Annotated in this window: 5 protein-coding genes; all 5 read left to right on the top strand. The window is 77.7% G+C overall.

Going from position 1 to position 13,760, the window contains the following annotated elements; genetic code table 11:
- The first annotated feature begins 118 nt into the window (after positions 1-118).
- The gene (locus OOK31_RS15155) at positions 119-976 is read left to right on the top strand and encodes a DUF4132 domain-containing protein (protein ID WP_267013035.1); all 858 of its coding nucleotides are present in this window, start codon (positions 119-121) and stop codon (positions 974-976) included.
- The gene (locus tag OOK31_RS15150; RefSeq protein WP_267013034.1) at positions 973-5,967 is read left to right on the top strand and encodes a DNA-binding protein; all 4,995 of its coding nucleotides are present in this window, start codon (positions 973-975) and stop codon (positions 5,965-5,967) included. Before OOK31_RS15155 ends, OOK31_RS15150 begins: the two co-directional genes overlap by 4 nt.
- A 118-nt stretch (positions 5,968-6,085) precedes the next feature.
- On the top strand, positions 6,086-7,240 hold the full coding sequence (locus OOK31_RS15145) for an AAA family ATPase (RefSeq protein WP_267013033.1): 1,155 nt from the start codon (positions 6,086-6,088) through the stop codon (positions 7,238-7,240).
- On the top strand, positions 7,237-11,028 hold the full coding sequence (locus OOK31_RS15140) for a DUF5682 family protein (RefSeq protein WP_267013032.1): 3,792 nt from the start codon (positions 7,237-7,239) through the stop codon (positions 11,026-11,028). The genes OOK31_RS15145 and OOK31_RS15140 overlap by 4 nt, the downstream gene beginning before the upstream one ends.
- Positions 11,025-13,235, top strand: coding sequence for a hypothetical protein (locus tag OOK31_RS15135; protein WP_267013031.1), 2,211 nt, complete (start codon positions 11,025-11,027; stop codon positions 13,233-13,235). Before OOK31_RS15140 ends, OOK31_RS15135 begins: the two co-directional genes overlap by 4 nt.
- Positions 13,236-13,760 lie beyond the last annotated feature (525 nt).

Genomic DNA, 13,760 nt, shown 5'->3' with positions numbered 1-13,760 from the left:
CCGTCCGTGATGTCAGTGGGGCTCGCTAGTCTCCCGGCATACCGCAGCTCAGCAGGCGTCGATGCCTTGTCCTGTGCTGCGCCGACGCGGTTTCGAACGGGTGGAGGGGCACGGGCTGATGGCTTGGCTGGCGTTGGAGGAAGAAGGGTACGAGGTCTCCCTCGTGGACGGGCGGGTCGCCGCGCGGCGGCCCGCGGGACGGCAGTTGAAGGCACTGCCCAAGGCCCTGCGCGACCATCCCGAGGTGGACCGGCTGCGCCGGCTCGCCGAGTGGCTCGACCGGCACGAGGCGGCCTGCGTCGCCCAGGTGGACGGCTGGATGGTGTCCTCGCTGCCCGTCCCGACGGCGCTCCTCGTCCAAGTCTGGCCCGACGAGGCCTGGCAGGGCGCCCTGCGCGACCTGGCGATCGTCGGGGACGACCCCGAGGAGGCGGGCTTCCTGCGCGACGTCACCGCGACCGGCGAGCTGAAGGTCGTCGACCTCGACGGCGAGACGGTACGCCTGTCCCCGCGCACGGTGACCCTGCCGCATCCGGTGCTGCTGCCCGACCTGGACGACGTACGGGACTTCGCGGCCGAACTGGGTCTGGTCCAGGGGATCGAGCAGATCCACCGCGCCACCTGGGTCAAGCCCGCGGACCTCAAGGCGACCGCGACCGAGGTACGGGACTACGCGGGCGGGGCGTTCCCGTCCCGCTTCAGCCTCGCCGCCCGCGCCACCGGCCTCGGCTACCGGGTCTCCGGCGGCTACGCCACCTGCAAGGTCCGTGACGGCGGCCGCGCGGTCGAGGCGGCCGTGTGGATCGGCGAACCCTACTGGGACTCCGAGACCACCACCGGCGCCCTGAACTGGCACGACGACGAGGGCCGCACGGTGGCGCTCGGAGAGGTCGGACCGGTCGCCTGGTCCGAGGGCATGCGCATGGCCGCGGCGCTGTACGCCGGGCGCGACATCGAGGAGGGCGGGAACGCATGAGCACCGACACCACCATCACCACCGGCAGCACCGGGACGGGCGCCGGCAGCGCCGAACTGCTCGCGGCGGGCGCCGTACTGCCCGCCGACGCCACCGGCGCGGGCCCGTCCGCCGTCCCGCTGACCGCGCGGACGTACCGTCACCCGGCCCTCGGGGACGAGCGGGTCGTCGTCCGCCTCGCCGCGGCCGAGCTGGGCCCCGCCGAGGACCTCGCCTCCGGCTTCCTGGGCCTCGTCCTGGACGGCGAGCCGCCCGTGGTCGGCCTCGGCCGCCGCGCGGCGCTCGGCTTCCCCGAGTGGGTGCTGGTCCACCACCCCGACGACGGCCACCACGCGCTCGCCGTCGTCCCCGAGCTGGACCGCATCGCCCGGCAGGCGAAGACCAAGCCCAAGGCCGCCCTGGACGCCTGCCACGAGCTGGCCGAACGGCTCGCCGCCGCCGTCCCGCACTTCCTGCCCGTCTTCTACGAGCAGACCGCCCGGATCTTCCTCGGAATCGAGAACACCACCTACGCCGCCCAGCTGTTCGGCAAGGCCCGCGCGAGCGAGGCCGGCTTCGGCCTGGACGTCGACGAGGACCGGCTCGACGCCGTGTTCCTCGAGTTCGCCCTCGCCGGAGCCCTGCCCGTCAAGGTCCTCACCGGCTACGGCAAGGAGCTCGCGCTGCGCGTCTCCCCCGCCGAGGCCTTCGAGCGCTTCCGCCGGCTGTGCGTACGCCGCACCGCGGGAGGCCTCGCACCGTCCGCGCAGGCCACCGTGGAACTGCGCCGGCTGGCCCGCGCGGCCGGGCTGACCGGCGGCGTGCCCGAGCAGGAGTACCTCGCCGAACTGCTGCCGCTGCCCGCCACCCAGCGGGCCGCCGCCGGCTGGTGGAAGTCGCACCGCGCCACGCTCGTCGCGCTGGCCCGCCGGGTCCCGGCCGTACGCGGCACCCTGCTCGGCACGAACCCGAGCGGCGCCGGCGGCGAGGCCGGGGACATGGCCGTCCTGTGGCTGCGGATCCTGGAGGAGTCGGGCGCCACCGCCGGGCTCGCCGACGGCTCCCTGCCCGCGGAGGAACGCCCCGCCGACGGCACCGCCGGCTGGCTGGAGCGCTTCCACACCTCCCGGTTCAGCGGCTGGGGAACCCCGCCCGCCCTGCCGGAGCTGCTGCCGCTCGTCACCCGCTGCGCCGAGCGGCTGCGCACCGAACTGGCGCTGCCGGAGCGCGCGGAGGGCCTGCGCCTGGACCTCCAGGACGTCGACCTGCTCGACCTGGTGCTCTCCCTCGGCCTGCCGCTCGCCGACCCGGACCCCGACGCCACCGGCAAGCTGGGCCTGCGCCAGTGGGCGCTGACCCCCGGACGGCGCGACCTGCGGGCCCTGTGTGCCGACGCACGGCTGCGGCCGGCCGTCCTGCGCACCCTGCGCGGCTTCGACGGGCACATGCAGGGCGGCCGGTCCACGGTCCAGCTGCTCGCCACCACGCCCGGCAGCAGCCCGCTGATCGCCGAATGGGTCCGCGAGGTGGCCGCCGTGTCCACGGCGGCCGGGCTGCCGGACCTGCCCGAGGCGGTCCGGCGGCTGACCTGGATGCCACCGGAGGCGCTGGCCCTGGCCCCCGAGGAGGTCGCCCGCGCGGCCGCCGCCGACCTGAGCGGGATCCTCGCCCGCACCCTGCGCGGCGGCATCTTCGAGGAACTGGTCTGGCCCGCCTGGGAGCAGACCGTCCGCGAGATGTCGCCCCGCCGCAGCGGCCACCGGCTGACGGTGATGGACGCCTGGCCGTACGTCATCGTCGCCAACTCCGCGCAGGTACGCGTCGTGGGACCCGACTCCGTCGTCCTCACGCACGACCTGCGGATCCCGTCCGGCAACAACCGGCAGCCCGGCTTCCACCACGTCGACGGCGACCTGCTGGTCTTCTGGGCCGGCTACGACGGCCCCGTCCAGGGCTACTGGCTCAGCGCCCCCGACGACCTCCTCACCCTCGACTCGAGCGCCACCTACTGGTCGGTGCGCTCCGAGGCCGTCACCCTGCCGCTGCCCGCCGGCGGCCGCACCACCGGCGGCGGCGGACCCCTGCACCCGGGCGACAGCAAGCTGCCCGCCGAGCGGGCCGTCATCAGCGACGGAACCTCGTACTGGGTGTGGGAGCCGGCCGCGCCCGGCGACCGGCACGACGCGGCCGGCTGGGCCGAGTACGACCCCGCCACCGGCACCCGCGGGCGCCGCTCCCTGCCCGGCTTCCTCGCCGACGCCCTGCGGGGGCACCCCCGGGGCGCCGCCCTGCCCGACAGCCCCGGCCAGAACTGGCTGCGGCCCGCGCCCGCCGTCGAGGACTCGGTGCTGGGCGCCCCCGTCGACGGGCTGCTCGGCTGGCGGACCGTACGCCTCCCCGGCCAGGGCTGGCACGGCTCCGACACCGCCGGACGCTCCGTCACCCTGCCCGAGGGCACCCGCGTCCCCCGGCACGCGCTCGCCCTGCCCGGCGACGACCGGCTGCGCGCCGTGTCCTCGGAGTGGCGGACGCTGACCCTGACCGACCCCGACGGCGTCCCCACCGCCCGGGTCTCCGGCGACCACCACAGCGAGGTGTACTCGGCCGAGGGCGCGGAACTCCCGCCGCTCCCCTACTGGTACTGCCTGCGCCCCCGCGATCCGCGGGGTTCCGCCGTGCTGCGCGCGATGGACACGGCCGGAGCCGAAGCACTGCTGAAGCTGGCCACCGAGGCCGAGAAGACCGAGCAGCTGCCCGCGCTGGTGGCCGCCGCCCTGCCCGGGATCACCGAGGGCGCGCTCGTACGCGGCGTCGTCGACCGGATCCGCACCACCCTGACCCAGCGCAAGGCCCTCGCCGGCCTGGCGGCCGCCCTGAAGCCGAAGCCGGCCGCCGACCGCGCGCCCAAGACCGTGAAGGGCCCCGCCGACCAGCTGCTCGGCGCCGCCCTCATCGGCCTCGTGGGCACCGGCCACCACCGCTACGGCGGTCCGGAGGCCACCGTGTTCCACCACCTGCACGCCCTCGCCGGGACGGTCGCCGACACCGGGGCCGAGGCGGTACCCGGACGCCTGCACGTGGACCTGCCCCGGCTGCCCTACGCGTCCTTCCCCTGGACCGCCCTCTTCCTCGACGAGCCGGCGGCCGTCGCCTACCGGGCGGTCGTCACCGGCACCACCGAGGAACAGCGCACCGCCCTGTGCCGGGTGCTGTCCGAGGTGGACGCCCTCGGGCTCGGCTCGGCGCAGGCCTCCGCCGCGAGCTGGCGCCAGGTGCGGGGCCGCATCGAGGAGAGCCACCTGCGGGGCGCCGACGGCCGTGAACGGGGCCACGGCGGCCGCCACCACACCGTGCTGCCGCTCGGCGGCGGCGCCGCGCTCGGGATCTCCGGGTTCGTCGAGGGCGAGCCCGGCGGACGCGACTTCCGCGGGCTCCTGCACGACCCCGACGGCCGCTTCGAACTCCCCGCGCCCTACACCGGGCTGGGGACCCCGACCGTGCCCGGCGACCCGGAGCGCGCGGCCGGCTGGCTGGCCGCGTTCCTGCGGGAGACCGCCGCGCGCGGCCCGGCGCCCTGGTTCCCGGAGGCCGCCGAGGAGTTCTCCCGGCTGACCGGCGTCAGCGGCACCGTCGCCCGCCTCGTGCTCGCCGGTCTGCCGCACATGGACACCTGGGAGCGCGGCTTCCTGCCCGCCGAACTGCGCACGACCCTGAAGGTCACGGCGACGGCCGCCGCGAACGCCCGCGACGAGCTGAAGGAACTGAAGCTGGAGGTGCGCCGGGCCCTGGTCGGGGCGCTGCTGCCCGCCGACCCGGCGCTGCTGTGGACGGACGGCCCGGACGCGGCGGCCGCCGCGCTGGTGTGGAACCGGCGCGTGGGGCGCCGTACGCCGGTACCCGACTGGCTGCTGGCCGAGGCCACCAAGGAGGTGCGCGGCGGCTGGGCCCCGCACCGCGCGCTGCCCGCGCTGCTCGACCCGTCGGCGGCGCCGGCGCTCTCCGCCGACGTCGCGTGGCGGATCGAGGGGGACCACGCGGAACCCAGCACGCCGGTCTCCCCCGCCTCGCCCTGCTCCGCCCTCTTCGACACGCAGGTGCTGACGGGGTCGGTGGCCCTCACGGCGTGGATGGCGCACCGGCTGCCCGCGGGACACCCCGTACGGGCCTGCCTGCCGCCCGCGCTCACGGCGGTCCGCCAGCGGCTGGCCTCGCCGGAACTGCTGCTCTCCGTCGGCCACTACATCGACGCGGCCCGGTTCCGCGAGGCGGCCGGCACCGCGACCGAGACCGGCGAGGGGTACGAACGGTACGGGGCGGTGGTCCTGGCCCTGCACGACGGCCGGCCGCGGCCCGCGCTGCGTCCCGCACTGCTCGACTCGACCGGCTCCGACCCCTACCTTCCGCTGCTGCGCGGCCCCGAGCAGCGGTCCACCCCGGCCGAGACGGCACTGCGCCTGGCCCACGACCCGGGATTCGCCGCGCTGCTCGCCGATCCGGGGGCCCCGGTGGCGGGCGCCGTGGACAAGGAGGGGACCTGGTGGCCGCAGGACCCGTCCCGTTCGGTGCCTGAGCTGGTGGCCGAGGCGTCCGCCGCGTACGGGCTGGGGGCCGACGCCGCCGCCCTGTACCTGACGCTCCTCGCCATGCCCGACCCCACCGACCGGAACACGGCGCGCTGGACGGGCTGGAAGCCCGCCCGGCTGAGGGCGGCGCGGGCCGAACTGGCCGCCACCGACCTGGTGGTGACTGCCGCCAGGCCCCGGGCCGGCCGCTCCCTGTTCCTGCCCGGCGGATGGGCCGCGCAGGACTCCCCGGTGCTGCCCGTCGAGCTGTGGAAGCTGCCGATGTACGCGCTGGCACCGGGCGGGGGCGGCCCCGTGCTGGGCGTCCTGGTACCGGCCGAGCCGGCCGCGGACCTGTACCGCCGGGCGTGGGGGCGGGTCCGCGAGGGCGACGCGCCGCGCTTCGAGGAACTGAAGGTCAAGCGGGCGCCGGCCCGCCGACGCCGCTGACGCCCTGACGCCCTGACGGCGAGGCCGGGCGGGGCGCGCGGACACGCGCCCCGCCCGGCCCCTCACCCCCTCGACCCTTCACCCCCTCAACCCCTCAACTCCGAACGACGAGGACCCGATGACCCTCACCGAACAGCCCGCTCCCGCACGGCAGGTCATGCCCGCCGAGGAGCGGTACGCCGCCGAACTCGCCTTCCTCGCCGCCCAGGACACCGGCCCCCGCCCGCCCGGCTGGGCCCTGACCCCGCGCGCGGTCGTCACCTTCGTGTGCGGCAGCGACGGCGAGGAACTGGCCCTGCCGAAGCGCCGCGCCGGGCTCCCCGCGAAGCTGGTGATCGCACCCAAGTTCGTCGGCGAACGCGCCCTGGTGGAACGGTGCGTGGTCACCCTGGCCGGTGAACGCGGACTGCTGCTCACCGGCGAGCCGGGCACCGCCAAGTCGATGCTGTCCGAGCTGCTGTCCGCCGCCGTCTGCGGCACCAGCGCCCTCACCGTCCAGGGCACGGCCGGCACCACCGAGGACGCCTTCCGCTACGGCTGGAACTACGCGCTGCTCCTCGCCCAGGGCCCGACCTCCCAGGCCCTGGTCGACTCCCCCGTGCTCTCCGCGATGAGGACGGGCCGGGTGGCGCGCGTCGAGGAGATCACCCGCTGCCTGCCCGAGGTGCAGGACGCGCTGGTGTCGATCCTGTCCGACCGGCGGGTCAGCGTGCCGGAACTGACCGCCACCGAGGACGCTTCGGTGTCCGCCGCCCCCGGGTTCACGGTCATCGCCACCGCCAACCTGCGGGACCGGGGCGTGTCCGAGATGTCCGCCGCGCTCAAGCGGCGCTTCAACTTCGAGACGGTCGCGCCGATCGCGGACGCCGACGCGGAGGCCACCTTGATCCGGCGGCAGGCGGTGGCGGCGGTGCAGCGCGCCGGCGCGGCCTTCGGGGTGGACGACTCCGTGCTCGACGCGCTCGTCACCGTCTTCCGGGACCTGCGCTCGGGGCGCAGCGCCGAGGGCTGGGACGTGGAGCGGCCCGGGACGGTCATGTCCACCGCGGAGGCCGTGCAGGTGGCGGCCTCGCTGGGGGTGGCGGCCGCGTACCTGCCGGGCGGCGACGTACTGGACCTGCTGCCGGGCCATCTGCTGGGTGTCGTACGCAAGGACGACCCCGCCGACCACGGACGGCTGCTGGGGTACTGGGACGGCCCGGTCCGCCGCCGGGCCGAGGACGGCTCGGCGATGTGGCGCCGGCTGTGGGACCTGCGCGGGAGCCTGCGTTGACGGTCACCGGTCCCACCGACCCGCGGACGGCGGTGGAGGCGCTCGCCGCCTCCCGCGCGCCGTACCTGCTGGGCGTACGCCATCACAGCCCCGCGCTGGCCGCGGTGGTCCCCGCGCTGCTGGAGGCGGCGGACCCCGAGGTGCTGTGCGTGGAACTGCCGGCCGACTTCCAGCCGTGGCTGGTCCACCTGGCCGACCCGGAGACGATCGCCCCGGTCGCCCTGGCGGGCCTGGGCCCCGACGGCGGGACGGCCTTCTACCCGTTCGCGGACTTCTCCCCCGAACTGGCGGCGATCCGCTGGGCCCGGACCCGGGGCATAGAGGTCCTGTGCTGCGACCTCCCCCTGTCCTCCCCCGCCTGGTCCCCTGCGGGAAAGCTCCCGGAACAGGGCACGCCCCGCACGGGCGGTGCCGCTGGCGGAGGCTGTGACCGCGCAGGTAGCCGAGCTGGTGGCAACGGTGGCAGCGGGGATGCCGGTCCCGACGCCGACCGGGACGGCGAAGCCGGTGGCGTACGCGCGGGCGGCGGGCCGGGGGCGGGCCGGCGGTCCTTCGCGGACGGGCTGGTGGCGTCCGGTACCGGCCGGGAGGGCGAGGACCTCTGGGACCGGGCGGTGGAGGTGCTGGCACCGGGCTGCTCCCCCGAGGCCGTGCGCCGCGCCGCGCTGGGCGTCGGCTGGGCGCTGCGTACCGACGCGGGCGTCGCCGTACCGGCGACCGACCTGGCGCGGGAGGCCCACATGCGGAGCGTGATCGGCGCCGCGTCGGCGGGCGGCCGCCGCGTGGCCGCCCTGATCGGCGCCTTCCACGCCCCGGCACTGGCCGCCTGCGCGACCGGCACCGGCCCGGAGCCCGAGGCCGGGACCGTGACGGAGGTCCGGGAGGGGAGCCGGGCCGGTTCCGCAGCTGAGGCCAGCGCCCCGGCTCCCGCCGAAGCCAAGGGCGGTCGCGGTGCCGGGGCGCGGGTTGGAGCCGGAGGCCGGGACCGGGCCGGGGCCAAGGTTCAGGCCCCGGCGGGTGAGCGGGGGGCCGTCACGTCCTTCGTGGCGTACTCGTACGACCTGCTCGACGCCCGTTCCGGGTATCCGGCCGGGATTCGCGATCCGTTGTGGCAGCAGGCCGTGCTGGAGGCCGGCGGGGTGCCCGAGCGGGTTCGGGACGCGGCTGCGGCCGCCGTCACCGGGGTGTGCCGGGAGCTGCGCCGGGCCGGGCACACCGCCGGTACCGGGGAGGCCGCCGAGACCCTGCGGCTCGCCTGCGACCTGGCGGTGCTGCGCGGGCTGCCCGCGCCCGGCCGGGGTGAACTGCTGGAGGCCGTCTCCACGGTACTCGGGCAGGGCGAACCCCTGGGCCGGGGCCGGGCGTTGGCCCGTGCGCTGGAGGCGGTGCTCGTCGGCGCCGGCCGCGGCCGGACCACCCCGCACGCACCGCGTTCCGGGCTCGGCCCGTCCGTCGAGGCGGAGCTGGCCGCGCTGCGGCTGCCGTCCCCCGAGGACCCCGGCCCGCGCGAGGTCCGGCTCGACCCGTTGCGTTCCGAGCTCGACGGGCGCCGTGAGGTGCTGCTGCGGCGCCTGCTGGTGTGCGGGGCGTCCTACGGGGAGCCGGTGGCCGTCGCCGCCACCGGCGACGGCACCGCCCTGGGGAGCAAGTGGCGGCTGTCCTGGACCCCGTCCGTCCCGGCCCGCCTCGACCTGGCGGGGGTCCGCGGCGTCACCGCCGCCCAGGCGGCCGCGGGGACGCTGCGTGACGTCGCGCGCCGCGAGGCGGCCGAAGGCGGCCCGACGGCGGCGCAGGTACTGGCCGGGCTGGCCGCCGCCGCGCGCTGCGACCTGCCCGAACTGGTCGACGTACGCATGGAGGAGGCCGCGGCCGTCCTGCCGGACACCGCCACGCTCACGGAACTCCTGGACGCCGCCGACCTGTTGGAGGGGCTGCGGCGCGGGCACCTGCCCGGCGCCTCGGCCGCCGCCCGCGACGCGGCCGCCGCGCTGAGCGGTGAGCTCGTCGAGACGGCCGTACGGTCCCTGCCCGGCCTGGCCGGCAGCGACGACCTCGCCGACGCGGCCGCCCTGGTGGCCCTCGCCGACCGGGCCTCCGCCCGTCGGCTGGGGCTGCGGATGGACGCCGCCTTGGCCGAACTCGCGGCCACCGCCGGCCCCTTGATGCGGGGCGTGGCCCTGGCCGTACGGGTGCTGCTGGATCTGGATCCGGCCGCCGGCCTCGGCGCGCGCGCCGCCGCCTGGGTGGACTCCGCGGCCACCCCGGAGGCGCGGCGCGCCCTGTCCCGGCGGCTCGCCGGGCTGCTCAGCGCGGCGGGGCCGCTGCTGGGCGCCTCCCCGGCCGCCCTCGACCCGCTGCTGGACCGGGTGGACGAGCTGACCGACGAGGCGTTCCTGGAGCGGCTGCCCGCGCTGCGCGGCGGCTTCGACGTGCTCGCCCCGGCCGCCCGGGACCGGCTGCTGGACACCGTCACGGAGCGGCTCGGCGACCGGGTCGACCTCTCGCTGGACGCGTCGCCCGCGCTGCTCGCCCTGTGGGCGGCGGCCGACGCGGCGGGGCTGGCGGCGCTGAAGTCCCTTCCGCTGCCGGACCGTTCCGGCGCGGCGACGCAGGTACCGCCCGGGGTGGCGCCGGCCGCACGCCCCGGTCCGCCGGAAGGCCGGCGCCTGGCGCCCGCCGACCGGTGGCGGCTGCTGCTGGGCCGCCAGCGCGACCGGCTCCCGCCCGGCGCGGGCCGCTACGCCCGCGCCCTCGACGAGCTGTACGGCGCGGGGCGCGGCGAGGGTTCGGCCGATCTGGACCGCGGCGGCCCGTCCGGGACCGGCGGCGGCGACGGGCGTTCCTTCCCGACGGCCCGCGAGTGGTCGGCGGAGCTGGAGGCGCTGTTCGGCTCCGACGTACGGGAGGAGGTGCTCGCCGACGCGGCCGGCGCGGGCCGCACCGATGTGCTGGCCCAGCTCGACCCGGCGTCCGCACGCCCCTCCGTGGAACTGCTCGGCTCGGTGCTGTCCCTGGCCGGCGGCATGCCCGAGCAGCAACTGGCCCGGCTGCGGCCGCTGGTACGGCGCCTCGTCGACGAGCTGGCCAAGGAGCTGACGACCCGGCTGCGCCCCGCCCTCTCCGGGCTGGCCACCCCGCGCCCGACCCGCCGTCCGGGCGGCCCGCTCGACCTGGCCCGTACCCTGCGGGCCAATCTGGCGCACACCCGGCGGCTGGACGACGGCCGGGTGGTGGTGGTCCCGGAGCGGCCGGTGTTCCGCACGCGGGCCTCACGGGAGTCGGACTGGCGGCTGGTGCTGGTGGTCGACGTCTCCGGATCGATGGAGGCGTCCGTCATCTGGTCGGCGCTGACGGCGGCGGTGCTCGGCGGGGTCCCGTCCCTGTCCACGCACTTCCTGGCGTTCTCCACCCAGGTCGTGGACCTCACCGACCGGGTGGACGATCCGCTGTCCCTGCTGCTGGGGGTCCGGGTCGGCGGCGGTACGCACATCGCGGCGGCGCTGGCCCACGCGCGGTCCCTGATCACGGTGCCGAGCCGCACGCTGGTCGTGGTGGTCAGCGACTTCGAGGAGGGCGCCCCGCTCGTCGGGCTGCTCGGCGAGGTGCGCTCGCTGGCCGCGTCCGGCGCCCACCTGCTGGGCTGCGCCGCGCTCGACGACGGGGGCACGCCCCGGTACTCGGTGCCGGTGGCCCGGCAACTCGTCGCGGCCGGCATGCCGGTGGCCGCCCTCAGCCCTCTCGCCCTCGCCCGCTGGGTGGGCGACCGACTCCGTGGAGAGCCCTCTTGACCAGCACCAGCACCGGCACGGACGGCGGGCTGCTGCCTCCCGTCGCCGCCGAGATCCTCGCCGAGGCCGTGGAGGGGCTGACGGCCCGGCTGCGCAAGAAGCTGGACGCCGCGGTCGAGTCCTGCGGGGCGGCGGGCGCGGTGGCCGGGCCGGACGGGAGCGTCACCGTCCGCTTCGGCGAGGACGCGGTGGTCACGCTCCGTCCGGGCCCCTCGGGCACGATCACCCGGGCCGCCGAGGCCACCTGCACCTGCCTCCTCGCCCCCCGCTGCCTCCACCGCACGGCAGCCCTGTGCGCATCGCCGCTGGCCGACCCGGAACCCCTGCCCCTCACGGAGACGGAGCCCGCACCCCTCACGGACGCAGACCTCGCGGCCGGCGCGGACCCGGAGCCGACACCCCTCACGGACCCCGAACTGCCCTCCCTGGCCAGCCCGGGGCCGGTATCCGTGGCGGCGCCGACGCCGCATACCGAACCGTCTCCCGGAACCGGGGCCGAACCCGGATCAGGAGGCGAAGCCACGCCCGGCACCCACCCAGCACCCGGGACAGGCCTCCAGGCCGAACCCCGGGCCGGTTCCCGGACGCAGGCCGAAGCCGGGACCGGAGCCGGGACCGGAGCCGGGACGCAGACCGAACCCCGGGCCGGTTCCGGGATCCAGGCCGGAGCTGGATCAGCAGCAGGCACCGGGACTGAGGCCGGGGCCGTCGCCGGGTCGGGAACCGGGCTCTCGGCCGGCGCCGGAACAGGGGCCGGAGCCGGCGGGGGTCGGGGGGCCGGGGCGGGGTTCGGTGCTGCTCAGGTGCGGGCCGGGGGTGCGTTGTGGACGGTGGCCGCCGAGGCGCTCGCCGCCGGGGTCACGGCCGGCGGGGCGGTGGTCCAGGCCGAGTTGCTGCGGGCCGCGCACACCGCGCGGCTCGCCGGTCTGCCGCGCGCGGAGGCCGCCGCCCTGCGGGTGGTGCGCGGGCTGCGCGGCGCCCGGGAACGCAACGCCGGCCAGCGGCTCACCGACCTGGCGGCCGCCTTCGGCGAACTGCTGCGTACGGCCGCGCTGGTGGCGGCCGGGGCGGGCGGTGACCTCGCGGCGGCCGGGAGTGCCCGCAGGGCCTACACCGCCGGGGGCAGTCTCCTGGTGCACGGCCTGTGCCGCGAGCCCGTGCTCAGCGCCACCGGCTACGGCGGCGTCGTCACGCACCTGTTGGGCGCCGACGGCTCCCCCTACTCGGTGTCGGACGTCCGCCCCGGTGGCCTCGCCCGGGCCCGCGGCGCGGGGAAGGCCTCCGTGGCCCTCGGCGGAGCCGTCCTCGACCACGCCGGGCTGGCCCGCGCGGGTCTGCGCATCGTCGGCGCGACGGTGTCAGCCGACGGACGGCTCGGCTCCGGGCGCGGGGTGCGGGCCACCCCCGCACCCCCGGTCGCCTGGACGGAGGAGCCCCTCGCGGCGCTGTTCGCCCGCCCGGCCGCGGAGTCGGTGTCGGCGATGATCGCGCAGGACGCCGAACCGGGCCTGCTGGGCTGCGAGGTCCAGGTCGTCGGCGCGGCCGGCGACCACCTCCTGGTCCGGGAGCTGTCGCCGGACCGCACGGTACGGATCGACGCGCCGCTGCTCCGGCTGCGCCCCGCACACCCGCACCCGGAGCTGGCGCACACCGCCAACCTGCGCCGCCTGGCCGGTTGGCCGGGGCTGGCGGTGCGCGTCCTGGGCCGCCCCGACCTCGACCGGACGGCGACGCTGAGCCCGCTCGCCGTGGGTCCGGTACCCGGGGCGGGGTACACGCTGCGGCTGCCGCCGGAGTGGCGCGACCGGGCCGACCTCGGCTACGACCGCCTCCAGGGCGGCCATGTCACGGGCGAGCCCCCGGCCCACGCGCCCGCTCCCGTGCCGGGTCCGGATCCGCTGGCCGACTCCCCGCTGTGGCGGGTGGGGCGGCTGCTGGAGGCGGGGGTCGCGGGCGGCCGCCGGGCGGTGGCGGAGTCGGCCCGGGGGCCGGAGCCCCTGGCCGCGTACGGTCCGCTGCGCCGGGCCGGCTTCGGGGCGGCGGCGGAACTCGCAGCCGCGCTCGTCACGGAGGCCGACCGGCGCCCCCGCGACGCCTTCGGCCGCCTCACCGACCCGTCCTGCGACGGCTACGCCTGGGCCTGGCTCGCAGCCTTCACCCACCTCACGACAGCCCGCCGCACCCTGGTGACCACCTCCTGGTCCTGACCACCCCTGCCCGTCCCGGCTCCAGACCGGGCCGGGCCGGGCCGGGCCGGCCCGGGCCGGATCAGGCCCACGCCGAGCCGGGTCCGGCAGGTCGGGTCCGGCCAGGTCGGGTCCGGCCGGCCCGGGTCCGGCCAGCTCGGGTCCGGCCGGCCCGGTCCGAGCCAGGACGGTCCGGGCCCACACCGAGCCGGGTCCGGGCAGATCGGTCAGGTCAGGGCGGATCGGGCCAGCCGCCCCCGGAGACCGGCACCCTCCCACCCCGCAGGCAACCGGCACCCCGGGCCACGTGGCGCGCCACCCCGCCGCCCGGCCGAGTACCGCCAGCCCCGGCCCCGCACCGGCTCGGACGCATCGGGGCGCCGGACATCCATCGGCCGCGGCCCGGCCGGCTCGAACAGCCGGCCGGGGCCGGTCCGTCGAACCGGCGCCTCCGGCGCACCGCCACGGCCGCGCGCTCCGCCCTTTCCGGCCAACTCCGCCACGCCGCCAGGAGGCCGCACCACGCCCGCCGCCCCTCGCGAACGC

It is taken from the genome of Streptomyces sp. NBC_00249 (assembly GCF_026342355.1).
In the GTDB taxonomy this organism is placed as follows: Bacteria; Actinomycetota; Actinomycetes; order Streptomycetales; family Streptomycetaceae; genus Streptomyces.
Note: the sequence above shows the minus strand (reverse complement) of the source record. Positions and strands in the feature narration are given on the sequence as shown.

Excerpts from the sequence above, each read along its gene's own strand:
- OOK31_RS15155 (WP_267013035.1), top strand. The coding sequence starts at position 119 with ATGGCTTGGCTGGCGTTGGAGGAAGAAGGGTACGAGGTCTCCCTCGTG.
- OOK31_RS15150 (WP_267013034.1), top strand. The coding sequence starts at position 973 with ATGAGCACCGACACCACCATCACCACCGGCAGCACCGGGACGGGCGCC.
- OOK31_RS15145 (WP_267013033.1), top strand. The coding sequence starts at position 6,086 with ATGACCCTCACCGAACAGCCCGCTCCCGCACGGCAGGTCATGCCCGCC.